Here is a 23,394-nt window from a genome sequence, read left to right as displayed (position 1 = left end):
TGGCGGGGTGGTGTTTGCCCCACCGAATTTATTAATTTTGTACGGCCCGTTTCGGGCCTGCTGTGAAATCGTAATTACTCACTTGCAGGAGGCCACCATGTTGCTGCGCGAGAACATCGTGGACAAGCAGCGGGTCATGTCGTCCAACCTGAAAAGTGAACGTTTTCATAACAAGAAGGAGGGACATTTGCACATTATGCTGAAAGATGTGGGTTCGCTGCTGGGGCATACGGCGTTCAGCTTCGAACGTCTGGAATTTTTACAGGACACCTTTACTGATGCTGGCTTCCTCGGTACTGACGCTTTGGTATTTTCACCGCAAGGGCTGGTTGTAATATCTCACATTAAATTAAAATTCCCCTGCCGTTTCTTTTGCAACAAATAACAGGGGAATGAATGGGTATGGTTACGAATATTATCTGTTATACTCTTCCCGTTGCATAATAGTTTCCTTTATTATTATTTCCAGTTTATCAGGCTTTTTAACAGCATAATCAAACGCCTCTTTGGTCAGGTTATCGTACCCTTCGCGTCCGGCAACTACGATGGATGTATTGGTAACATGGTAGTAGCGGGTCAGTTTACGGTTAGGCTTCCGGTTAATATTGATGTCGATAAAGTGAACATTCATCGAATCGGCAAAGTATTTCATCACCGTTTCTTTCGCTACATTACCCACGGCCTGGCATGTGGTGCAGGGTTTATCGCCGTGAAAATAATATACATTCACCGTGTGGGGCGGAATCGAAATGATTGTGTCGGTCTCCATGGCTGCTTTTCGCTGCGCTTCCTTTTGATGCCCTGGTTTGCAGGCTGTAAATACAGCCAGCGCTATGATGGATATAAGGAAGTAGTTTTTCATGTTGTGTCAGATTAAGCGTTCGGAAATAAGACTTTAATGTGGATATCGGTTTTTGTTTACATTCTTTTGAGATACTTGCTCATACTTTATGATTCAAAAACAGTAGAGCAGCGGCCTTTTTCTTTTCAAGATACACAGAATTAAATAAACTTAGAAGTGGGTTAAGTCACATAATGCTCTTTATTATCTACATTTTTATTGTTTTCTTTTCAGGGATGAAAGGTGTGAGTATTGAGTCCACTCCGAAAAGTCAAAAACCCCTATTCCGAAGTATCGGAACCCTGAAGGGGACCTTGAAGAGTTCATTGATTTTCAGCGAGTTCCCCTTTAGGGATCAGGGGTAAAGAAGTTGAAAATCAATGAACTCAGACTTTTCGGAGCAGACTCAATATTCGAGTTTGAAAACTGATAACCTAATAAATTCTTTCCAAGTGAAAAAAATATTCCTTTCAATGTTTCTTGTCTGGTTTGCTGCGGGCGTATCTGCTCAGCAGGAGAAGAAACCACTAACCTTTGACAATTTTAAACCGCCTACCTGGTGACGCAAAACAATCTGTTTGCTGCAGCTATGGCCCGCGCTCCGGTTAGCAATATGACCAGTGCCTATGGTGGCATTCGCTGGGGAAGTGGTTTGAGCCGGATGTTTCAGTGCAAGCATACACAAAGCAGGCTGGGTGGAACCTTATGGGACAAACCATGGCGCTACATCGAGGACCCGCCGCTGTTTTATGCCGATAAAGTCGATACGCCATTGATGCCGGGAAATACTTTGTACCGGAACCCGGATGCAGTTGCTGATAAAAATAATCAGGTTCATGTTGCATTTGATACAGGGGATGAAGCTGGCGATTTTGAAATTTGGTTGACTTCTGTGACAACGGATGAGAAGGTATTCGAAAAATGTGTCCCCATTACAATTACCCGGTAAAAGACAATATATCAAGGTGAAAAAGCGGAACCTGGAAAATGGCCCCGCTTTTTTATGCCAAATGTTTTGGCTGAAATATTATAAATCCAGTAGTAACTCATCGGGAGAGCTTCCGCCGAAAAGCAGCTTCTCAGGATTTTCAATAAATTCCTTTAAGTCGACAAGGAAACCGACCGAATCTTTTCCATCGATAACACGATGGTCATAGGAGAGGGCAGTATACATCATCGGACGAATTTCCACTTTACCGTTTACGGCAATGGGGCGTTCTTTGATGCTGTGCATTCCCAGAATTCCGCTTTGCGGCGGATTGATAATGGGGGTAGACATCAGTGAGCCAAACACACCACCGTTGGTAATGGTAAAGGTTCCGCCGGTCATTTCTTCGATGGTCAGCCTCCGGTTACGGGCTTTAGCTGCCAGCTCTTTAATTTCCAGTTCAATTTCCGGAATCGATTTGGCCTCCACATTGCGTACAATCGGGACCATCAGTCCTTTTGGAGTCATTACGGCAATACCCACGTCATGGTAACGAGGTGTAACAATCTCATCGCCTTCAATCATGGAATTGATTCCAGTATGTAGTTTCAGGGCTTCGCTGACTGCTTTAGTGAAGAAAGACATGAATCCCAGTTTGAATCCGTGTTTTTCAACGAATTTTTCCTGGTAAGTTTTGCGTAATTGCATAACCCTGCTCATGTCCAGCTCGTTGAATGTCGTCAACATGGCCGTTTCATTCTTCACGGAAACCAGGCGTTGACTCAACTTTTTCCGCAACGAGGTCATTGTTTGCCGATCCTCTTCGCGACTGGCTTCCAGCTTCTGAAGCGACGGATGATTTCTCAGTGCACCTGCAGCTGTTTCGACATCCTTGCGGGAAAGTCGCCGTAATCCTTCGAGCACTTCTTCTACAGATAAACCTTCGGCTTCCATTACTGCTTTGGCTGCAGGAGTCGTTTTTACATGAGATACATCCTCACCTGGTGGTTTGGTCGTTTCTATCTTTTTCTCCGCCTTGGGTGGTTCAGGTTTTTTCGATTCAGCTTCTGGTTTCTTTTCTTCCGTAGCTTCCTTTTTCTCTTCAGCTTTAGGTTCCTCCTTTGGTGCTGCAGGAGCTTCTCCGGCTTTGTCCGTGTCAATGGTGCAGGCAACACCGCCTACCTTAATGGAATCACCTTCCTCCGCTTTAAAACTTACTGCTCCGGCTTCGGTAGCCACCAGGGCCAGGGTGGCTTTATCTGATTCAACTTCTGCTATTTCCTGGTCCTTTTCCACTATATCACCGTCAGAAACGAGCCATCTTCCTATCTCTACTTCGGTGATAGATTCACCGGGACTGGGTACTTTTATTTCGATGATCATCTTATGATACTTTTTTGATGAATTGTGATTGCTTTGGTTTATTTAAAAACAGCTTCCATGATTCGTTCGAGGCGTCGTTTATGTTGTTCCATCAATCCGCCGGCCGGACTGGCACTTTCGGGCCGGGAAATTACGTCAAGGTTCAAGCCCGGATACTTGCGGGCAATGTATGGCCAGGCTCCCATGTTTTCCGGTTCGTCCTGAACCCAGAGTTTGCATTTGGCATTTTTATTTTCGTAGATAATATTTCTGACGGTTTCTACCGGGAACGGATATAATTGTTCGATGCGGATAATGGCCACATCATTCTGTTTCAATTCATCGCGCCGTTCTATCAACTCGTAATAAATTTTTCCGGTAGTAAATACCAGTTTGGAGGCTTTTCCCGTTTTAACGGTGTTATCCGGAATCAGCGGCTGGAATTTACCATGAGCCAAATCTTCAAAGCTGGAAATAGCTTTCGGATGGCGCAAGAGGCTCTTCGGTGTGAAAATGATCATTGGAATCCGGAAATCCCATTTGACATGACGGCGCAGCATATGAAACAGGCTGGCCGGAGTAGTTGGCAGCATTACTTGCATGTTGTTGCCGGCAACTTGCGAAAGCATACGCTCGATGCGGCCGCTGGAGTGCTCCGGTCCCTGGCCTTCGTATCCATGCGGAAGCATCAGTACCAGACCGTTCATCATGCCCCATTTTTCACCGGCAGAACTGATATATTGGTCGATAATTACCTGGGCAACGTTGCTAAAATCACCAAACTGAGCTTCCCAGATGGTTAATCCTTTCGGGCACGCGAGGGCATAACCATATTCGAATCCCATGGCCGCATATTCATTCAACGGCGAATTGTAAATATGAAAAGGCGCCTGGCTTTCGCTAAGATGTTTGAGCGGGAAGTACTTTTCATCCGTAGCTTCCATTACCAATGCCGCGTGCCGGTGGGCAAATGTACCACGTTCGCTGTCCTGGCCGCCTATGCGGACCGGATGACCTTCCAATAACAATGCGGCATAGGCAAGTAATTCGCCCATCGCCCAGTCGAGCCGGTTGTCGGATGCTGCTTTTTTCCGATCGTTGAGGAGCTTGACAATTTTCCGGAAAAAGCTCTTATCATCCGGAAGCGTGTTCATTTTTTCGGCAATAGCCTTCAGTTGTCCGATATCGTAACCAGTATCGGTATCATGGTCCGATTCAGTTGGCTCCGGTAACCGGTAATTTTTGTATTCATCAAGCAAAAACCGTTGGATACGAAGCTTTTGAATGTGCTGGCTCTCTTCGTAATTTACTTCGAGCGCTTGGTTGAAATCATCAATTTCTTTTTGGATCTCCTCCTTGGTCATGATACCTTTTTGTATCAGTTTTTCAGCGTAGAGATCGCGCGGATTGGGATGACTGGCGATTGCTTTATACAGCGTAGGCTGTGTAAAACGCGGTTCGTCACCTTCGTTGTGTCCGTATTTCCGGTAGGAAAGAATATCAATGAATATATCGGATTCGAATTGCTGCCGGAACTCCATCGCCAATTTTATCGTAAAGATGAGGGCTTCCACGTCGTCGCCATTGACATGAAATACAGGAGAGCGGGTAACCTTTGCAACGTCGGTGCTGTACGTACTGGAACGGGCATCGAGGTAGTTGGTGGTAAAACCAACCTGGTTATTCACTACCAGGTGAATGGTACCTCCGGTTTTATACCCCTTCAACTGCGACATTTGAACCGTTTCATAAACGACTCCCTGACCGGCAATAGCGGCATCGCCGTGGATGACGATAGGGGCCAGTTTCTTGAATTCTTTACCATATTCGTGGTCCAGCTTGGCCCTGGCTACCCCTTCTACTAGCGGTGCCACCGCTTCCAGGTGCGATGGGTTGGGAAGAAGGTTCAGTTTTACTTTATGGCCCTGATCGGTGGTCACCTCGTTTTCATAGCCCAGGTGATATTTTACATCGCCAAGGGCAATTCCTTCTTCAAATTCAGTTCCGTAAAATTCCTTGAAAATATTCCTGTATGGTTTTTCCAGGATATTGGCCAGTACGTTTAATCGGCCCCGATGTGACATTCCAATCACAAATTCCTCGATTCCCAGTTCTGCACCACGTTCGATGATAGCGTCCATCGCCGGAATCAGAGTTTCCGTTCCCTCCAGGGAAAAACGCTTTTGTCCCACAAACTTCTTATGGATGAAGTTTTCAAATCCTACCGCCAGTTTCAGGTGATAGAAGATGTGCTTCCGGTTTTCGTCGGTGAACTCCTGCTGGTTTTTGGTACTCTCCATGCGTTCGCGAAGCCAGTTAATCACTTCGGGGTCCCGCATGTAAAGATACTCCACACCGATTGATTCGCAGTACGTTGTTTCAAGGTGCGCGACAATATCACGCAGCGATGCCGGACCGATGCCAATTTCGTTTCCCGCCTGGAAAACGGTATTCAGATGCGTGTCACTTAAACCAAAGTTTTCGATATCAAGTGTCGGTGAGTAAGCCCGGCGTGTTCGCACCGGGTTGGTCCGGGTGAACAGGTGACCTCGTTGTCGGTAACCGTGAATGAGATTCAGAATTTTAAACTCTTTGTCCAGGTGTTTGCAATCCTCAGGTGTTTCGGCGTCGGCCCACGACTGACGGGCGAATTCGAAGCCTTTGAAAAATGCTTTCCAGCTTGCATCCACATTCTCCGGATCCTCAAGGTACGTTTTGTATAGATCCTCTATCGCCCCAATCTCTTGGTTGCCAACCTGTGAGAATTTGTCCATGTTAGTGTTATTCATAAGTTGATGATAAAAACAATACAAAGATGTACCGACATATGTTCAGTAAAATTTTAAACTTTCGTTGATGATTTTTCAAAGAAGTGTGATGATTGATAAAAAAGTATCAACTTTACACTTCTGCTTCATTTTTCCCAGTGAAAACCAATAAAGGTTTAAATAGTTCTGAATAAACAGATAAATAATTTTATGCAAGGATTTTTAGCACGGCTGGCCGACCATTTATACGAGGTTTACGGAGACAATATCTCGGGGCAAATGATCATTTTTCCGAACCGGAGGGCGGGAATTTTTTTCATTAATTATCTCAACCGAAAGGTTTCTCAACCGATTTTCAGTCCGGAAATCGTTACCATCAGCGATTTTTTTGCCCGTCAGACCGATTTACATGTTGCCGATCCACTCACGCTCGTTTTTTATTTGTATGAAATCTATCGCGAAGTTACCGGCTCGGAAGAATCATTTGATGATTTTTATTTCTGGGGCGAAATGTTGGTCAACGATTTCGATGATATCGATAAATACAATGTTGATGCGGCCGCCCTCTTCCAAAATATTTCCGATTTAAAAGAGATTGATTTACTTTTTCAGGATTACGATGATGAAAGCCGGGAGCATATGACTGGTTTTTGGCGTAGCCTGAATAACCGCGACAAAACGCCGAACCAGAATGAATTTTTACGTATCTGGCAATCGCTCTTTCCTATATACGAAAAATTCAGACAGCGCCTGCAAAACGAAGGCGTGGCTTTTGAAGGGATGATTTATCGGGAAACCGCACAACGAATTAAGGAGAAAAAGCTGCAACTAAAGCATGACGGCGATATTATACTGGCGGGTTTTAATGCCCTGAACCGGTGTGAAGAGATATTGTTTTCGTTCTTCATGGAAACCGAAAAAGCCCGGTTTTATTGGGATTATGACCGCTATTATTTGGATGACCCGCAGCAGGAAGCAGGTTTGTTTATGCGGAAGAACCTGAAAAAATTTCCGCAGTCAGCTTCTTTGGGTGGTGAATCTGGTTTTATGCAACATCCTCCGCAGGTTGAAATCATTAATGTGCCTTCGCAGGTAGGACAGGCACAGGTTGCTTCCAATCAGTTGATGAAAATACCGGTTCCCGACCGGCAGTTTGATGATGCGGCTGTCGTTTTGTGTGACGAAGGTTTACTTTTACCGGTTTTAGGAACTTTGCCGCAGCAAATTGGAAAGGTGAATGTGACGATGGGATTTCCGGTGAACGCCAGTCCTGCCTATAGTTTGGTAAATCAACTGATCGAGTTGCAGCGAAATATCCGCACGCATGGGGAACCTGTTTTTTACTATAAAAATGTACTGGCGCTTTTGGGGCACCAGTTGGTTTCGGTTATTGAGCCGGAAGTAAGCCGGAAGTTGACGGAAGAGATTATTTCTCAAAACATAGTGTACCTTCCGGTGAGAAAATTGCAGGAAACGCCATTCCTGAGCCTGATTTTTCAATTGCCGCGATCCATTGATGCCTATTCCGGTTATTTCCTGGATATCCTTCGCTCGGTATTTACCCGGCTGCCTTCTGATGAAAATGAAATCCGGCATCAATTGCACAAGGAGTATCTGTTTCAGTTGTACCTGGCTGTAAACCGGCTGAAAGATGTGTTGCAAACCAGTGGTAAGAAGATTTTTGGAAACAAGGATTTCCTGACAAGAGAGACCTATTTCCGTTTTCTGGGCCAATATCTGGGAGGTATCACCGTGCCTTTCGAAGGAGAACCGCTTCAGGGCTTACAGGTGATGGGTATTCTGGAAACCCGGGCGCTTGATTTCCGCAACCTGGTTATTCTCTCGATGAACGATGGTGTGATGCCAAAAACTTCGGCGAAAGCCTCTTTCATTCCTTATAATTTGCGGCGTGGCTTTGGTTTGCCTTCAGTCGAAGAGATGAACGCCATGTACGCCTACTATTTTTACCGGCTGCTTCAGCGGGCCGAGAATGTAACATTTGTCTATCATTCGGGTACCGAGGGGCTTTTTGTCGGCGAGAAGAGCCGTTATTTATACCAGTTGCAAATGGAAACGCCGTTGGATATTAAGGAAACAAGTGTTTCAATGGAGGTTTCCACGCTTTCCCCGGTTCCAATAGTTGTTCAGAAAACAGAAGAGGTGATGGCTCCTCTGTTGCCGTATCTTAATGGCAAACGGGCACTTTCGCCCAGCGCTATCGATAAGTATTTGACCTGTCCGTTACAATTTTATTTCCGGTACAGCGCCGGCTTGGAAGAGCCGGATGAAGTAACCGAAGAGGTTGACGCCCGTATCTTTGGAAATTTGTTTCACGACACCATGGAGGCGTTGTATACACCTTTTCTTTGTAAAGAATTGGGTGCCGGTGATATTCAGGGATTGATGGACGACGTAGAGAAGATTCAGAATTTAGTGCTGCAGTCATTCCGCGATAATTATTTCAAGGGAGGAACCGGTTCTGAACAGGTTGTCCTTCGCGGGCGCAATTGGCTGGTTGGAGAAATTGTGAAGAAATATGTGCGGCAGGTACTTGAGGTGGATAAAAAACGTGCGCCAATTACCATCGAAGGGCTCGAAAACAAATTCAAGGCCGATTTTCCTTTAAGCGACGGAGAAAGGACCGTGCTGGTTGGTGGAAAAGTTGACCGTATTGATAAGCGGGATGGCGTTCTGGAAATTTTGGATTACAAAACAGGTAAGGCCGATTTAAGCTTTACAATGCTGGATGATTTGTTCGATCGCGAAAAAATGAACCGAAATAAGGCAGCTCTTCAGACGTTGATTTATGCAGCTGTTGTCTATGCTAACCGGAAATCGGAGGGAATTATTCAGACTGGTATTTATGCTTTGCGCAGAATATTCGAAAAAGATTTCCAACCGACTGTGACGAGCAAGGAATTGGGAAATCAGCCGGTCAATTACGTGGAACATCAGGAGGCATTCAATAAAAACTTGGTTCGCCTCCTGGAAGAAATTTTTGATACCAATGTACCTTTTTTCCAAACGGAAAAGGAAGAGACATGCCGCTACTGCGCCTATAAGAATATTTGCCGGAGGGGATAAAAAATCCCGGCGAGTGCAAATCGACCCGGGATGAAATATTGAATTTTTTATTCGTCATTGTGCTTCTTGAGCAAATCAGGCCGCAGCTCTTTTGTTCGTTGGTAGGCCTGTTCCATTTTCCAGTCTTCTATCAACTGGTCATTTCCTGATAAGAGCACATCCGGGACTTTCCAACCGTTATAATCAGCCGGTCGCGTATAAACCGGTGGGCTAAGAAGCCCGTCCTGGAAAGAATCCGTCAATGCAGATGTTTCGTCGGAAAGTACGCCGGGAATCAGCCGGACCACTGCGTCAGAGATAATAGCGGCAGCCAGTTCACCTCCCGTCAGGACAAAATCGCCGACCGATATTTCACGGGAAATAAGGTTGTCGCGTACTCGCTGGTCAACGCCTTTGTAGTGTCCGCAAAGAATAATGATGTTCTTTTTCAGTGAAAGCTGGTTGGCGTCGTTTTGTTCGAACCGTTTGCCATCGGGCGAAGTGAAAATTATCTCATCATATTCACGCTGGCTTTTCAATTCGTTAACCGCCTTTTCGATGGGCTCAATCATCATGACCATGCCCGCACCTTTACTAAACGCATAATCATCTACCCGCTTGTGTTTGTCTGTCGACCAATCTCTCAGATTGTGGACGTGAATCTCAGCCAGACCTTTGTCCTGCGCTCGTTTGAGAATCGAATAATTAAACGGGCTCTCTAATAATTCGGGTAAAACGGTAAGTATATCTATTCGCATTGTGTCAAAGTTTTTACAAAAGTAAAATTTCCCTTTTGAGTATTTCAATTCTCACTTTAATTACCTGTTTTGTCTGGTTGACTTTGTGTGAAAGTGACATATTGGCGCATATAAATAGACAAGACAGACAATGTGACGCATTAGTTTTGTGAAAATGTAGGATTTTTTAATTGGTATATCGTTTGAATAAAGTCCGTCAGAAATTGAAAATTAACATTGAAGAAATTAACGTAATTAAGGAGGAAAATATCATGTTGAACTTAATGACTTACTCGAACGCATATCCGAAAGTGAAATCAAACAATGATTTACTGGATAAATTATTTAACGACTCAGTATGGAACGACAGCTCTGCTTCAAGTCGTCCAAAAGCGAATGTAAAGGAAGAAAAGGATCAGTTTGTCATCGAACTGGTGGCCCCTGGTTTCACCAAAGAACAAATCAATATACATCTTGAGAATGAAATCCTGACCATTAAAGGCGAGTCGGTACAAATTGAGCAGGAAAAGGAAAAGGTAAACTACACTACCCGCGAGTTTGTAGCAGGCGATTTTAGCCGTCGGTTCTCTATGCCTGATTCTGTTGACACAGAAAACATCACGGCGGGGTTTAACAACGGAATACTCGAAATCAGATTACCGAAACGGGAAGAAAATATTGACAAAGGGCCCCGAAGGATTAAGATTGGTTAACAGCAATATCGGAAGTTGGATTTTTTGAATTAGGGGGGCTGGAAAATACTCACGCAGTCCCCTTCTTTTTGCTAAATTCAAAATATATGTTTATTTTCTTTGAGGATTAACCCTCAATTCTATATTTTCGTAAGAATTACAAAGGTTTAACGCTTTTGTATTTTGGGTCAAATTCGATTAACTGATAGAGTCCAACGAACAAAAAAACTCGGCTATGCCAGAGCACAACGACGAATCTCGTAACCTTAACGAGAGGGTAGAAAATGAAGAAGTCTCGCAGGAGAGACAAACGCCGGTTGACAATGAGCAACAAGCAAATGAACAGGAACCTGAACAAGCTCAGCAAGTAGACGATCCTGAAGGGCAACTTGCGGGAGAAGAAGTTGCTTCTGCTTCGGATGAAGCTGAAGGAAAATCAGCAAACGAGGGGGACACTCCATATTCCTCGGAAGAAACTGCTTCAGACGAAGGGGAAGTGTCCAAAAAGCAAGCAAGTGGTCCAGCCGATGAATCCATTGAGTTGGAAAAAGATCCGGATGATGTAGATGAAGAAGGAGAGGAAGAAGAAACCGACGATGAGGCTGTTGGTGAAGCTTCGCTGGATTATTCGGGATATAACAAAGATCAGTTAATAAATACCTTTCGAAAAATATTGCCTAAAGGTATTGGCGAGGATATTCGTCCTCAAATAGAAGCCATTAAGGCAAACTTCTATAAAATACACAATGCAGAGCTGGAGGAACAGAAGAAAGCGTTTATGGCAGAGGGTGGAGCAGAAGAAGATTTTCAGCCCACCCCCGATCCGTATGAGAATGATTTAAAGGACCTGCTGAAGGAATTTAAAAATCTAAGAACGGAATATCACCGAAGACAGGAAGTTCAGAAAGAAGAAAATTATCAGAAGAAATTAGAAATAATTGATGAACTGAAAGCATTGATCAATAAAGAAGAATCGATAAATGCTACTTTTCAGGAATTCAATGCACTCCAGTCCCGCTGGCGTGAATTGGGGCAGGTTCCCCAGGGAAAAGTGAAAGACCTGTGGGAAAATTACCATCACCATGTCGAGAATTTTTATGACTATATCAAGATAAACCGTGAACTTCGGGATCTCGATCTGAAGAAGAACATGGATAAAAAGGTTGGACTGTGTGATAGGGCAGAGGCGTTAGCTGAAGACGAATCCAATCCGGTAAGAACGTTCAGGCAGCTGCAAAAGCTGCATGAAAATTGGCGCGAAATAGGCCCTATTCCGCGAGAGAACAAGCAGGAATTGTGGGAGCGTTTTAAGGCGGCAACAACAGTTATCAATAAGAGATATCAGCAGTATTTTGAGGAGGAGAGAGCAAAGCAAAAAGAAAATCTTGAAAAGAAGGTTGAATTATGTGAGCGGGCGGAGGAATTTGCCAATTTCGATTCGACCAATCCGCGTGAGTGGAATGAAATGACTGAGAAAATTATTGCTTTACAGAAAAAATGGAAGACGATTGGCTTTGCACCAAGAAAAGATAATACGCTTGTGTGGGAGCGTTTTCGTGCTGCTAATGATACTTTTTTCAGGAAGAAACGTGATTTCTGGGCCAAGAGCAAAGAAAAGCTTCATGATAATCTGGCACAGAAAATTGAAATATGTGAACAGGCTGAGGAGTTGAAGGAAAGTACCGATTGGAAGGGAACGACCGATAAGCTGATTGCTTTGCAGACGAAATGGAAAGCAATCGGCCCCGTACCTCGGAAACAAAGTGACCTTGTTTGGAAACGTTTCCGGGCAGCCTGCGATGAATTTTTCAACCGAAAAGGTTCTCATTTCTCCGGTATGACAGAGGAGCAGGAAGGCAACCTCAAAGCCAAAAAAGCGATAATTAAGGAAGTTGGAAATTTTAAACCTTCCGGAGATGTTGAAGCAGACGTTGCCATTTTATCTGAATTCCAGGAACGCTGGAAGAGTACCGGACGCGTACCTTTTCGGAGAAAAGATGATGTGGAGTCTAAATTCAGGGATGCCATTAATGATAAATTCGATCAGATTGAAATGGACGAACAGGAACGTAACCTGCATAAGTTCAGAAACAAAATGGTTCATTGGATGACTATTCCACGCGGCTGGGGACGCATCAACAGTGAGCGGGATCGCAATGTGTTGCGTATTAAGCAGCTTGAGAGTGATTTGGGAACGCTGCAAAACAACATTGGTTTTTTTGGTGATTCGAAAGGAGCCCAGTCGCTGGCCGAAAATGTTCAATCGAAGATTGATCGGATAACCTCACAAATCGATTACCTGAAATCGAAAATTGAGATAATCGATGAACTGGGAGAAGAATCCCGGTAGATTGACATAAAGTACGAGAAAGCCCGTTGACGAGATTCGACGGGCTTTTTCATGCCCGGATTTACCCTAAATTTAATTTTAGGCTTCACCTGTTCGGATTTTATTCGTTACTTTGCATACTTTCAAAAAGCTCAAAAAATCACAGGAACGTGGCAGCAACGAAGTATATTTTTGTGACCGGCGGTGTAACCTCTTCGCTGGGGAAAGGGATTATCGCTTCCTCTTTGGCTAAGTTATTGCAATCCAGGGGATACCGGGTGACCATTCAGAAGCTTGATCCATACATTAATGTCGATCCCGGAACATTGAATCCTTACGAGCATGGAGAGTGTTTTGTAACGGAAGATGGAGCAGAAACCGATTTAGACCTTGGACATTATGAACGATTTTTGAATACACCTACTTCGCAAGCCAACAACGTTACTACAGGCCGTATTTACCAATCGGTTATAAATAAAGAGCGCCGCGGCGATTACCTTGGGAAAACGGTACAGATTATTCCACATATCACCGACGAAATTAAACGTTACATTAGGGTCCTCGGCTCGAAGAAGAAATTTGACGTAGTGATTTCGGAAATCGGTGGTACAGTTGGTGATATCGAATCGTTGCCATATATCGAGGCTGTGCGACAATTGAAATGGGAGTTAGGGGAGAATGCACTTATTGTTCATCTGACGCTTGTTCCTTACTTATCCGCATCTGGTGAGTTGAAAACAAAACCGACCCAGCACTCGGTAAAAATGTTGCTTGAAAACGGAGTGCAGCCCGATGTACTGGTATTGCGTACTGAGCATCAACTGACCCCGGATATTAAACGCAAAGTAGCTCAGTTCTGTAATGTTGAGAAAGAAGCTGTAATTGAGTCGATTGACGTACCGACGATTTACGAGGTGCCGATTAAGATGAAGGAAGAACAACTGGATGAAATTGTGTTGAAGAAACTGAGACTCCCTCTCGGTGTTTCGCCCCAGCTTGAAGCCTGGAATGATTTCTTGCGCCGGTGCAAAAATCCGAAGCAAAAGATTAAGATTGGCTTGATTGGAAAATATGTTGAGCTGCACGATGCTTATAAATCTATTTCCGAAGCGTTGATTCATGCCGGTGCCGCCAACGAAGCGCATGTTGAAATTGCCTGGATTCATTCAGAACGTGTCAACCAGGAAAATCTGGAGCGTAAACTGGCAGGCTGTGACGGAATTTTGGTTGCACCGGGATTTGGACATCGGGGTATTGACGGAAAAATTCTGGCTACCCGTTATGCCCGCGAGAATAAGATTCCTTTCTTCGGTATTTGTTTGGGGATGCAAATCGCTGTGATTGAATTTGCACAAAATGTTCTCAACATGTGTGGTGCCGATTCAAGTGAAATGAACCCCTCTACAAAATATCCGGTTATAGACCTGATGGAAGGACAAAAAGGCATTATCGAGAAGGGCGGGACCATGCGGCTCGGCGCTTATGCCTGCCAGTTAAAGAAAGATTCGAAAGCGTTTGCTGCCTACAACAGAGGAAAAGTACATGAACGTCACCGTCACCGGTACGAGTTCAATGACAAATATCTCAAAGATTTTGAAAGCGCAGGAATGAAAGCTGTTGGGATAAATCCTGAGACCCGTTTGGTCGAAGTAATGGAAATTCCCGAACATCCATGGTTTGTTGGTGTACAGTTTCATCCGGAATACAGCAGTACAGTTCTGAAGCCACATCCGTTATTTGTTGCTTTTGTCGATGCTGTATTGAAAAATAAAGAGTAAATCATTAAATAGTTGTAAAAGACTCCTATGGATAGAAATACCATTCGCGGACTTGTTCTCATTTTTGTCATACTGATTGGATTCAGTTATTTTAATAAACCTTCCAGGGAAGAGGTTGATGCAGCAAAGCGTAAGCGTGACTCAATTGAACAGGTCCAGGCCGAACAACAACGAATAGCCGAACAGAAGGCAAAGGAAGTTACCGCTCCAAAAGAACAGGAAAAACCGGATTCTACCGTTGCAACTTCAACTTCCGTTGGAAATCGGAAAGATGAGTATGGTGCATTTGGCCATGCCGCTGTTGGAACAGAAAAGTTTATTACCCTGGAAAATAACCTGATAAAGGTGAAAATTTCGACAAAAGGGGGACGGGTTTATTCTGTAGAACTTAAGGATTATAAAACATACGACGATAAGCCGTTGATTCTCTTTAAAGGTGATAGTAACCGGTTCGGATTGAACTTTTTCTCACAGAATCGTAGCATCGAAACGGATAATTTGTATTTCACACCTTCTTTGGACGAAGATAGTTTGGTTGTTACCGGGCCAAAGGTCCCGAAAGGAAAACAGGGACGTATTGGATTTAATGAAGAGCATCCGGGCGACTCGAAAACGCTGACGATGCGTGTAGATGCCGGAAATGGCAAATTCATCGAATATGTTTATACCTTGAAGTATAATTCATATATGATGGATTTCAATATTCGTTCTCAGGGACTAAGTCAGTTGACGGGACAGAATGCCTACATGAGCTTTAATTGGGCCATCGATGTTCCCCGTCAGGAAAAGAAATCGAAATACGGTGAAGACCGGTACACCACCATTTATTATAAATACCATCAGGATGAAGTTAACAGCCTGAGCTCGTCTAAGTCGGATAGTAAAGATTTGACGACCGCTGTGAAATGGATTGGTTTCAAGCAGTTGTTTTTCTCTTCAATTTTGATAGCTGATAATAGTTTTACCAGCGCAAAAATCAAAAACGATAAGACCGAAGACAATCCTAACTACCTGGGGCACTTCTCAGCCGATGTATCGATTCCGGTTGACAATACACAGGCCCAGGAAGTTCCGATGAAAATGTTTTTTGGCCCGAACCAATACAATGTATTGAAGCAGTACAAGCTTCAGCTTGATCAGGAGTTGAATCTGGGATGGACAGTTATTGGCTGGGTGAACAAATATATTGTGATTCCGGCGTTTGATTTCCTTCGCAGGTACATCAACAATTTTGGAATCATCATCCTGTTGCTGACCATTTACATCAAGCTCATCATTTCTCCGTTTACTTACAAGTCGTACTTGTCGCAGGCGAAGATGCGCGCGTTGAAACCGGAAATTGACGAGATCAAGGCGAAGTATGGCAAAGATAAGGCGATGGAATCTCAGCAGGCTACCATGGCACTTTACAAGAAAGCCGGGGTGAATCCCATGGGAGGTTGTTTGCCCATGCTATTTCAGTTCCCGATTCTGATTGCGATGTTCCGGTTCTTCCCGGTATCCATCGAGTTGCGTCAGCAGAGTTTCTTGTGGGCACATGACCTTTCATCGTACGATTCCGTGTACCACTTGCCGTTTACCATCCCCTTCTATGGCGATCACGTTAGTTTGTTCTGTCTGTTGATGACTGTTACCAACGTCTTCTACATTAAAATGAATAACGAAATGAATGCGGGCGGAACACAACAGATGCCGGGAATGAAGACGATGATGTACCTGATGCCGGTGATGTTCCTGTTCATCTTTAACAACTACTCTGCGGGATTAAGTTTGTATTACTTCCTGTCGTTGTTGCTGACCTTCCTGCAGATGTTCATTTTCAAGAAAGCTATTGATGAAGATAAGATTCGGAAGCAGATTACAGCTAAGCAGAAAAAACCGGCGAAGAAGTCGAAATTCCAGAAACGTTTGGAAGATATGGCCCGCCAGCGTGGCATGGAAGCACCGAAGAAATAATCGGAGATATTCTCTATAAAATAGAAAGAGGGAGTCCAATTTTGGGCCGCTCTTTTTTTAGCTTTCGCTGAAAATCATCATAGAAAAAGCTGCCTAATCCTGGGCAGCTTTAATGATAACTGTATCGTTTATGATTTCTCGTTACTCACCATTTTCCAAATCACGTTGAAGGGCAACCATCTTAATGGCAGTAATGGCTGCTTCATCGCCTTTATTGCCATGTTTGCCGCCGGCACGGTCGAGGGCCTGTTGCTGATTATCGGTGGTTAAAACACCGAAAATTACCGGCAAATTGAATTTTATGTTCAAATGAGTCGCTCCCTGAGAAACACCTTCACAAATAAAGTCGAAGTGCCGGGTTTCTCCCTGTATAACACAACCAAGCAACAGAACAGCATCTACGTCGGTATTTTCAGCGAAAAGCTGACCGCCCAGGGTTAATTCAAAACTTCCGGGTACGTGTTTTACCCGAATGTTTTCGTCTTTTGTTCCGTGCTTTTTCAGTGTTTCAACAGCGCCGCGCACCAGCGCTCCGGTTACTTCATCGTTCCATTCCGATACCACGATACCGAATTTCATGTTTTCGGACGATGGAACCTTTTCCATATCGTATGCAGATAAATCTTTTGTAGCCATTTTTTTAGGATTTTTGCAAAGATAAAAAATCCCCTCCGTTTCGAACGAAGGGGATTGAGTTATCGAAAACTAATTCTTTTATTTTTTCGCCAGGATTTTAATGCGGGCGATGTATTTATCAATCTGCCTTCCCTCGTTGCTTTCCGGGTACTTTTCCTTAATCGTTTTGTAGACGTTCAGCGCACCGTCATAATTACCCATGGTTCCATATAGGTTTCCTGCTTTCATTAGGTAAATAGGAGTTGAAAAATCGTTGTCGTTCATGTTGGCAGCATCCATATATCGGCTTACTGCTTTGTCGTTATTCCCCAGTTCGGCATATGCATCACCGGTAGCGCCTTTGGCAATTGGTCCGAGCAGCGGGTCATCGGTACTGAAATCGTCAAGGTATTCAATAGCCTGTTCGTACTGGCCAAGATGCAGATAAGCGATTCCGGTATAATAACGTGCCAGGTGACCAGATGTTGTGCTTCCGTACTCATCCAAAATATCGAGGAAACCAGGATAGTTACCATCGCCGTTAAGAGCCAGGTTGAATGAATCTTTCTGGAAATATTCTTCGGCAACAAACATTTGAGACTGTGCTTTTTTCTCCCGCGGAATTTTGTAATACCTGTGGAAGGCCAGGAAAGCGATGGCTATGATAACGCCAACTACAAAAATGTAAGTGATGATCTTTTGATTCTTTTCAAAAAACTGTTCACTTGACGTCAGCGCGTGTTCAACTTCCTGTAGGTTTTCATTGGTGTGTTTGTTTTTTCCTTTACTCATCGTATTTTTTATCTCTTTAATTTTCAGGTCGTGTAAACGTGAAGGCAAAAATAAATTTTTTTCAGGAATCAATGGTATTTTTAATCATAAAAATAAAAGGCGGCGACAAAAGAAAATTTTTAAAGATATTTCATATTAAGTGTTTGATAAACAGCTTGAATGTTAATTCAGATTCTCCAAACGACTGTTCGGGGCGATTATTTATTAGTTTTGTATTTGGATTATTTCCCTCAATTATATCTCATTCATGTACATTAAGGAATTATCTGTCATTAATTTTAAGAACCTGCAACAGGTTGAATTGGAATTTTCGCCCAAATTAAATTGTTTCATTGGAAACAACGGAGTAGGGAAAACCAACCTATTGGATGGTATCTATTATCTTTCTTTCTGCAAAAGCTATTTTAATTCGGTCGATTCACAGAATATCCGCCACGAAGATGAGTTTTTTGTGTTGCAGGGACAATATAGCCGCCTGGATGAGGATGAGAACATTTATTGTGGGTTCCAGAAAGGGCAGAAAAAGAAATTCCGTCGTAATAAGAAAGAGTATAAGCGACTGTCGGAACATATCGGCCTTTTACCATTAGTAATGATTTCCCCTTCAGACACACGTTTGATAATGGGGGGGGGCGATGAGCGCCGTAAGTTCATGGATAGTGTGATTTCGCAAAACGACCGGCAATATCTCGAACATCTGATTCGGTACAACCGGGCACTTCTTCAGCGTAATAATCTACTGAAATACTTTGCTGCCAATCGCGTTTTCGAACCCGACAGTCTGGAAGTTTGGGATGCTCAACTGGTTATGCTGGGCGAAAAAATTCATAAGCGCCGGCAGGAGTTTCTTGGGGAGCTACAACCTATTTTCCAGAAATATTACGACTTTATTTCGGATGGCCATGAACAGGTTACATTGGAATATCAGTCGCAGCTGAATGATGGCGATTTTGCCGGACAATTAACGGAAGCGCTTCCGCGTGACCGGGTTTTGCAATTTACTTCGGTGGGAATTCATAAAGACGATTTAGATTTGAAACTTGGTGATTTTCCGATGAAGAAAATGGGATCGCAGGGGCAGAAGAAAACTTACCTGGTGGCCCTGAAGCTTGCTCAATTCGATTTTATCCGTTCGGTGAACGAGGCCATGCCCATGCTTCTCCTTGATGATATTTTTGACAAGCTGGATGGCGAACGAGTGGAAAAGATCGTCAAACTCGTTTCAGAAAATACGTTCGGGCAGATTTTCATTACCGATACCAACCGGGAGCATCTCGATCGGATTATTCCCCGTGTGGGTGCCGACTACCGCATTTTCCGGGTAACCGATGGGGCGGTCGTTGAGAATGGAAATAATGGGAAGCACGAAGTGTGATTTTGGACCATTTTTATAAGAATAACGCTGAAACACTTTTGCTCAACCATTTTCGGGTTAGATTAAAACCAGAACATGCATGCCTGTTTATTATTTCACGGTAACCCGAACAAAACAGGTGTTCAAAGAAAGATGTTCATAATAAATCGAAGGGATGCGTTCTTTTCCCGGTAAGCATCTTTACATTTGTGGTAAGGAATTTATGCAAGAAAACAGGCAACAGGAATGCGAAGAAGCGAAACACAGTCATTGGGTAGTGTGATTAAGGAATACCTGAAAGAATCGCGGATGGACGGGAAACTGGCCGAAGTGGAAGCGATCAATTCATGGGAGGCCATTATTGGGAAAACCATTGCCCGGGCCACCACCAACATTTACATCAAAAATGGCGTGTTGTATGTACATCTCCGTTCTTCCATTGTGCGCAATGAGCTCTTCATGATGCGTCATCAGATAGTTGATGCGATGAACAACCACGTTGGGCGTCAGGTCATTCGCGAAATTGTTCTCCGTTAAAACCTACCATTTTATATTTTTAATTGGAATTACCGGTGATTCTTCCAATGAAACCATCGCATTGATGAGGCGTGCTTCGTCGAATTCCGGCAACATTTCCGGACGAATGGGGAGAAGTTTAATTTTGCTTTGGTTGAGGTAACAGGCCCGGCGGGTACCAGGTAACAAAGGTGTATCCGGCGTATACCATTTTTTTCCTTTCCTGAAAACAATATTTGCATACGATGTATCGGTGATGAACCCGTTTTTGACCAATAGCACATCATCGGCATCGCCACGTTGAGCAAACAAATCTTGCAGTTTTTCCCGGTTGGCATATTTATATTGGTAATCAACATCATTGGCATTCACCAAACGAAGCGAATGCACCGGCCGCATGGAATAAGGCTCAAATTCAACCTTCTCAATCTTTTCCCGGTAGGTAACACGGCATTTAAAAAGGCCATTTTTCGCTTTCACCGGAATACTTAAGTAATCGATTAAATCGATTCTGTCGACATGGGCAACGACTTCCTGCCGTGTTCGGTTCAGGCGTTCGTTATGCCATATAAGTCGTTCCGGCTCTCCATTTCGGATACAGATGGTTTCAATGAATTGGCACATACACTTTGTCAATCATTTCCTGATATTCTTTTTCCGGTTCGCTGAATACGGTGATGCCTCCGCCACTGCGAAACACCATTCGTCCGTTTTCCTGTGCAATATACCGAATCATCACGGCTGAATCGAGATTATGACCATCAAAAAGGCCAAATACGCCGGTGTAATATCCACGTTTATCAATTTCTGATTCGCTGATGATTTCCACCGTTTTTTGTTTCGGTGCCCCGGAAATGGAACCCGCCGGAAGCAACGCAGCCATTATGCTTCCAATGTTGAAATGATAGCCTGAAGGCAGGTCACCGGAAATCTCAGAACTAACCTGCAGCAGCGTTTTTTCATGCGTTTGCACTTCGTCGATGTACCGGAATCGGGAAACGTGCACATTTTTCGCCACCATCGACAAATCGTTTCGAATCAGGTCGACAATTGTGTTGTGTTCAGCTGTTTCTTTCCGATCGTTTAGAATCTGGTCGGCAGCATTGGGAATAGCTGCATCGATGGTGCCTTTCATCGGGTATGATGCTATTTTCCCATCGGTGATTTTGACGAAAATTTCCGGAGAAAAAACAACGCATTTGCCAGGAACCAGCAACTTATAGGGTGCAGTGCTGCGATGGAAAATCTCTTCAGATGATAAATTGGTTTCCACAGGAGTGGGAAATGTGAGATTGGTGAGGAACGAGTTGCCGTGCCGAATATGCCGCATTACATTGTCGAAGCCTTCCCGGTAGGTGTCATATGATACCGGATGTTTCCGGAACTGTACAGCTTTTTTCGGGAAAGCGGCCGGTCTGAAATTTCGTTGGCCGTCCACGTCGAACAAAATGCCCTGGGCAGTTGCTTCAGATAATTCCAGCACCAACGGTGCCTTAAGTTTGAAATCAAGCACGAACAGAAACGGTTGATGTTGTGCGGCCAGCCGGTTCATTTTTTCCGCGAAATGTTCACTCATGCCAAAGAATGGTGTAGTTTTGCGCATCAAAATTAATACTTTTTCCACCGATGCGGGTGCTGATTTTCGATAACTACGATTCGTTTACTTACAACCTGGTGCAGCTTGTAGAGCAGTGGGGCGGAGATGAAGTGGTTGTTCGGAAGAACGATGAAGTAACGCTAGACGAAGTGGCGGGTTTCGATCGCATCATCTTTTCGCCCGGACCAGGTTTGCCTGAAGATGTACCATTGATGGGGGAAATTATTCGCCAATTGGGATCGTCAATTCCTATGTTGGGCGTTTGTCTCGGGCATCAGGCTGTTGCCGAAGCTTTTGGCGGTAAACTGAAACACCTGGATGCCATTTATCACGGCACCGTCATTCAAACCAAAGCACTGGTTCATGATTTGCTTTTTGAGAATATTCCTGCTGTTTTTGATACAGGTCTTTATCATTCCTGGGCGGTGGACGATGCCGGTTTCCCGGAAGAACTGGAAATAACGGCCCGTGGCGAAACCGGAAACATTATGGCCTTGCGACACCGTACCTGGCCTGTTAGGGGAATTCAGTTTCATCCTGAATCAATCATGACACCGGATGGGAGGAAAATGATCGAGAATTGGTTGAGCGGACTGTAGAGGCGCTAATGCTAGAAATAGCCTACTATAACGCCCATCAAAATGGCTATTCCAAAGCTCAGCAAGGTTCCTACAAGAACATATTCGGTTTTCTGCGCATCGCTAAAGCGCAAGATAGATTTGGCTGCAATGATGAAACCCACGACTGAATATTGCTGCAATAGTACCAACGTCAGAACCAATAACCGTTCGGTAATGCCAATCAGTTTGCCGGCATTGGGCAATCCACCGCCATTTTCGTTATTTGTTTCTACTGGTGCCGGAATTGAGAAGTAGCGAAAAATATACCGGATGATGATGTTCGATGGTTTCACACAGAGGGTGTAAGCAAATATGATGGCAGCTGTTTGGGTATTGATGAATGCCGGGATTTGATTCACACCGGATTGTGCATACAGCCACACAATGGCGATGATAATCACTACATGAATAAATTGGTCGATGAAAAACCAATCTTTGTTCCACTTTACCCTGATAAAGCTCTTCGCCATATCTGTAAGAAAATGCAATATTGCAATGGCAAATGCGGCTGACCAGAAAGCCCATTGCAATGAAAAAAGCCATGCCGAAGCAAAAACGATGAGGATATGCCAGATGTGAATCTTGCTGACTATTTTTTTCTCTTTCTGTAAACTCCAGCGTTCGCTTTGAAGAAGGAAATCGGCTGCCAGATGGGCCGTAAGCTGCAGGAACAAGAGGGTTAGTATCATGTCAGTGTATGTTTTCTTCGAAGTACGAAACCGCCCGGTCTATGGCATTCCAGCCGGCAGCTGTCGAATGCTGGTTGATGGTCGACTGGTTCTTTTGTAGAATTTTGGAGATTTCCACTTCCGATTTGTTTAGCAATTTATAAAATACGACCTCACATTGTTTGGCCGAACAACGTACCAGTATTACATCCAGCATTTCGAGCATGGTTTCATATAAACGTTGAACAGCCAGATCGTTTGAAAGAAAATACAATGTTCGTTTGATGACGATTTTTTGCTTGTCGTGTGTGTTGTTCCGGTTTAGTGCTCTTCCTGAAAGATATATGGCTTCTCCGTCCATAACTCCTTTCCGGGGCTGGTAGTTTTCCAGCGGAGCTACCGCGATGGCCACGCGCACGCCATGCTCCTTGAAGTATTTTATGCGTTTGTTTTCTTCTTTAGATGTTGGCAACTCGATTGCCCGTACAAACGTTTTAATAAGTAGGGCCACACGCAGGGCCGTTTCCGGAGTATCCAAGGCGCATTCGATGTAATCACCTTTCAGCACTCGGCCGTAAAATCCCTGATTGGCAAAGTGCCGCGTAAGTTTAGTCATCAACTCTTTCAGCTTTTCTGACAACATATCTCGATTTGCGGCAGACAAAGCCGTTGAAGAGATGATATCGCATGAAATGGTTGCCCTGTTTTTCATCATTCATTATTGCCTTCGTCCGTTCTATGTAATCAATTTATTGGTAAATATAACAATAAACATGCA

At 44.0% G+C, this 23,394-nt stretch carries 20 protein-coding genes; 10 read left to right on the top strand and 10 right to left on the bottom strand.

Annotation, left to right across the window (positions count from 1 at the left end):
- Nucleotides 1-37: 37 nt before the first annotated feature.
- On the top strand, nucleotides 38-385 hold the full coding sequence (locus GJU82_RS06500) for a hypothetical protein (RefSeq protein ID WP_194830983.1): 348 nt from the start codon (nucleotides 38-40) through the stop codon (nucleotides 383-385).
- A gap of 30 nt (nucleotides 386-415) precedes the next feature.
- Here the strand turns inward: GJU82_RS06500 and GJU82_RS06495 are convergent, their stop codons facing one another.
- Nucleotides 416-862 carry a nitrophenyl compound nitroreductase subunit ArsF family protein gene (locus GJU82_RS06495; RefSeq protein WP_153631403.1) on the bottom strand — a complete coding sequence of 149 codons (447 nt, stop codon included), beginning with the start codon at nucleotides 860-862 and terminating at the stop codon, nucleotides 416-418.
- Between the two features lie 538 nt (nucleotides 863-1,400).
- Here GJU82_RS06495 and GJU82_RS17160 point away from each other — a divergent pair.
- Nucleotides 1,401-1,790, top strand: a complete 390-nt coding sequence (locus tag GJU82_RS17160; protein WP_194830982.1) for a S9 family peptidase — start codon at nucleotides 1,401-1,403, stop codon at nucleotides 1,788-1,790.
- Nucleotides 1,791-1,868: 78 nt separating this feature from the next.
- Here the strand turns inward: GJU82_RS17160 and odhB are convergent, their stop codons facing one another.
- Together odhB and GJU82_RS06480 are read right to left on the bottom strand one after the other, a co-directional pair.
- Nucleotides 1,869-3,152: a 2-oxoglutarate dehydrogenase complex dihydrolipoyllysine-residue succinyltransferase gene (gene odhB, locus GJU82_RS06485; RefSeq protein WP_153631402.1), complete on the bottom strand. Its 1,284-nt coding sequence runs from the start codon at nucleotides 3,150-3,152 to the stop codon at nucleotides 1,869-1,871.
- A 38-nt stretch (nucleotides 3,153-3,190) separates the two neighbouring features.
- Complete coding sequence (locus GJU82_RS06480; RefSeq protein ID WP_153631401.1) at nucleotides 3,191-5,905, bottom strand: 2-oxoglutarate dehydrogenase E1 component; 2,715 nt, start codon at nucleotides 5,903-5,905, stop codon at nucleotides 3,191-3,193.
- A gap of 204 nt (nucleotides 5,906-6,109) precedes the next feature.
- Between GJU82_RS06480 and GJU82_RS06475 the strand changes: the two genes are divergently transcribed.
- On the top strand, nucleotides 6,110-8,983 hold the full coding sequence (locus GJU82_RS06475) for a PD-(D/E)XK nuclease family protein (RefSeq protein WP_153631400.1): 2,874 nt from the start codon (nucleotides 6,110-6,112) through the stop codon (nucleotides 8,981-8,983).
- 47 nt (nucleotides 8,984-9,030) lie between these two features.
- Here GJU82_RS06475 and trmD read toward each other — a convergent pair whose 3' ends face one another.
- The gene (trmD, locus tag GJU82_RS06470; RefSeq protein ID WP_153631399.1) at nucleotides 9,031-9,720 is read right to left on the bottom strand and encodes a tRNA (guanosine(37)-N1)-methyltransferase TrmD; all 690 of its coding nucleotides are present in this window, start codon (nucleotides 9,718-9,720) and stop codon (nucleotides 9,031-9,033) included.
- A 203-nt stretch (nucleotides 9,721-9,923) separates the two neighbouring features.
- Between trmD and GJU82_RS06465 the strand changes: the two genes are divergently transcribed.
- The 4 genes from GJU82_RS06465 to yidC all read left to right on the top strand — a co-directional run bounded on the left by GJU82_RS06465 (nucleotide 9,924) and on the right by yidC (nucleotide 16,454).
- Nucleotides 9,924-10,412, top strand: coding sequence for an Hsp20/alpha crystallin family protein (locus GJU82_RS06465; protein WP_153631398.1), 489 nt, complete (start codon nucleotides 9,924-9,926; stop codon nucleotides 10,410-10,412).
- A 214-nt stretch (nucleotides 10,413-10,626) separates the two neighbouring features.
- The gene (locus GJU82_RS06460) at nucleotides 10,627-12,741 is read left to right on the top strand and encodes a DUF349 domain-containing protein (RefSeq protein WP_153631397.1); all 2,115 of its coding nucleotides are present in this window, start codon (nucleotides 10,627-10,629) and stop codon (nucleotides 12,739-12,741) included.
- A 149-nt stretch (nucleotides 12,742-12,890) separates the two neighbouring features.
- Complete coding sequence (locus GJU82_RS06455; RefSeq protein ID WP_153631396.1) at nucleotides 12,891-14,498, top strand: CTP synthase; 1,608 nt, start codon at nucleotides 12,891-12,893, stop codon at nucleotides 14,496-14,498.
- Nucleotides 14,499-14,525: 27 nt separating this feature from the next.
- A complete protein-coding gene (gene yidC / locus GJU82_RS06450; protein ID WP_153631395.1) occupies nucleotides 14,526-16,454 on the top strand; it encodes a membrane protein insertase YidC in 1,929 nt (642 codons plus the stop codon).
- Between the two features lie 141 nt (nucleotides 16,455-16,595).
- Here yidC and ribH read toward each other — a convergent pair whose 3' ends face one another.
- Together ribH and GJU82_RS06440 are read right to left on the bottom strand one after the other, a co-directional pair.
- Nucleotides 16,596-17,090 carry a 6,7-dimethyl-8-ribityllumazine synthase gene (ribH, locus tag GJU82_RS06445; protein ID WP_153631394.1) on the bottom strand — a complete coding sequence of 165 codons (495 nt, stop codon included), beginning with the start codon at nucleotides 17,088-17,090 and terminating at the stop codon, nucleotides 16,596-16,598.
- Nucleotides 17,091-17,168: 78 nt separating this feature from the next.
- Nucleotides 17,169-17,909 carry a tol-pal system YbgF family protein gene (locus GJU82_RS06440; protein ID WP_228488593.1) on the bottom strand — a complete coding sequence of 247 codons (741 nt, stop codon included), beginning with the start codon at nucleotides 17,907-17,909 and terminating at the stop codon, nucleotides 17,169-17,171.
- Nucleotides 17,910-18,108: 199 nt separating this feature from the next.
- On the opposite strand from GJU82_RS06440, the gene recF reads away from it, so the two are divergent.
- Entirely contained in the window at nucleotides 18,109-19,236 is a 1,128-nt protein-coding gene (gene recF / locus GJU82_RS06435) for a DNA replication/repair protein RecF (protein ID WP_153631393.1), read from the top strand.
- A gap of 225 nt (nucleotides 19,237-19,461) precedes the next feature.
- Nucleotides 19,462-19,752 (top strand): DUF721 domain-containing protein, encoded by a 291-nt coding sequence (locus tag GJU82_RS06430; RefSeq protein WP_153631392.1) that lies wholly within the window; start codon nucleotides 19,462-19,464, stop codon nucleotides 19,750-19,752.
- A 3-nt stretch (nucleotides 19,753-19,755) separates the two neighbouring features.
- Here the strand turns inward: GJU82_RS06430 and GJU82_RS06425 are convergent, their stop codons facing one another.
- Nucleotides 19,756-20,355 (bottom strand): aminotransferase class IV family protein, encoded by a 600-nt coding sequence (locus tag GJU82_RS06425; protein ID WP_153631391.1) that lies wholly within the window; start codon nucleotides 20,353-20,355, stop codon nucleotides 19,756-19,758.
- Nucleotides 20,339-21,355, bottom strand: coding sequence for an aminodeoxychorismate synthase component I (locus GJU82_RS06420; RefSeq protein ID WP_228488592.1), 1,017 nt, complete (start codon nucleotides 21,353-21,355; stop codon nucleotides 20,339-20,341). The genes GJU82_RS06425 and GJU82_RS06420 overlap by 17 nt, the downstream gene beginning before the upstream one ends.
- Before the next feature lie 2 nt (nucleotides 21,356-21,357).
- Here GJU82_RS06420 and GJU82_RS06415 point away from each other — a divergent pair, with 2 nt between their 5' ends.
- A complete protein-coding gene (locus GJU82_RS06415) occupies nucleotides 21,358-21,927 on the top strand; it encodes an aminodeoxychorismate/anthranilate synthase component II (protein WP_153631390.1) in 570 nt (189 codons plus the stop codon).
- An 11-nt stretch (nucleotides 21,928-21,938) separates the two neighbouring features.
- Here GJU82_RS06415 and GJU82_RS06410 read toward each other — a convergent pair whose 3' ends face one another.
- Nucleotides 21,939-22,637 carry a DUF3307 domain-containing protein gene (locus tag GJU82_RS06410; protein ID WP_153631389.1) on the bottom strand — a complete coding sequence of 233 codons (699 nt, stop codon included), beginning with the start codon at nucleotides 22,635-22,637 and terminating at the stop codon, nucleotides 21,939-21,941.
- A 1-nt stretch (nucleotide 22,638) separates the two neighbouring features.
- The gene (locus tag GJU82_RS06405; protein ID WP_153631388.1) at nucleotides 22,639-23,331 is read right to left on the bottom strand and encodes a fumarate hydratase; all 693 of its coding nucleotides are present in this window, start codon (nucleotides 23,329-23,331) and stop codon (nucleotides 22,639-22,641) included.
- Between the last annotated feature and the right edge of the window lie 63 nt (nucleotides 23,332-23,394).

Origin of the sequence: Prolixibacter sp. SD074 (assembly GCF_009617895.1) — a bacterium.
Classification (GTDB): domain Bacteria; phylum Bacteroidota; class Bacteroidia; order Bacteroidales; family Prolixibacteraceae; genus Prolixibacter.
This window is presented reverse-complemented; position numbering and strand designations above follow the sequence as displayed.

What these genes read in the sequence shown, in the direction of transcription:
- GJU82_RS06475 (WP_153631400.1), top strand. Translation starts at nt 6,110, where the DNA reads ATGCAAGGATTTTTAGCACGGCTGGCCGACCATTTATACGAGGTTTAC.
- GJU82_RS06460 (WP_153631397.1), top strand. Translation starts at nt 10,627, where the DNA reads ATGCCAGAGCACAACGACGAATCTCGTAACCTTAACGAGAGGGTAGAA.
- GJU82_RS06480 (WP_153631401.1), bottom strand. Translation starts at nt 5,905, where the DNA reads ATGGACAAATTCTCACAGGTTGGCAACCAAGAGATTGGGGCGATAGAG.
- GJU82_RS06430 (WP_153631392.1), top strand. Translation starts at nt 19,462, where the DNA reads ATGCGAAGAAGCGAAACACAGTCATTGGGTAGTGTGATTAAGGAATAC.
- GJU82_RS06405 (WP_153631388.1), bottom strand. Translation starts at nt 23,331, where the DNA reads ATGATGAAAAACAGGGCAACCATTTCATGCGATATCATCTCTTCAACG.
- ribH (WP_153631394.1), bottom strand. Translation starts at nt 17,090, where the DNA reads ATGGCTACAAAAGATTTATCTGCATACGATATGGAAAAGGTTCCATCG.
- yidC (WP_153631395.1), top strand. Translation starts at nt 14,526, where the DNA reads ATGGATAGAAATACCATTCGCGGACTTGTTCTCATTTTTGTCATACTG.
- recF (WP_153631393.1), top strand. Translation starts at nt 18,109, where the DNA reads ATGTACATTAAGGAATTATCTGTCATTAATTTTAAGAACCTGCAACAG.
- GJU82_RS06495 (WP_153631403.1), bottom strand. Translation starts at nt 862, where the DNA reads ATGAAAAACTACTTCCTTATATCCATCATAGCGCTGGCTGTATTTACA.
- odhB (WP_153631402.1), bottom strand. Translation starts at nt 3,152, where the DNA reads ATGATCATCGAAATAAAAGTACCCAGTCCCGGTGAATCTATCACCGAA.
- GJU82_RS06425 (WP_153631391.1), bottom strand. Translation starts at nt 20,355, where the DNA reads ATGTGCCAATTCATTGAAACCATCTGTATCCGAAATGGAGAGCCGGAA.
- trmD (WP_153631399.1), bottom strand. Translation starts at nt 9,720, where the DNA reads ATGCGAATAGATATACTTACCGTTTTACCCGAATTATTAGAGAGCCCG.
- GJU82_RS06410 (WP_153631389.1), bottom strand. Translation starts at nt 22,637, where the DNA reads ATGATACTAACCCTCTTGTTCCTGCAGCTTACGGCCCATCTGGCAGCC.
- GJU82_RS06415 (WP_153631390.1), top strand. Translation starts at nt 21,358, where the DNA reads ATGCGGGTGCTGATTTTCGATAACTACGATTCGTTTACTTACAACCTG.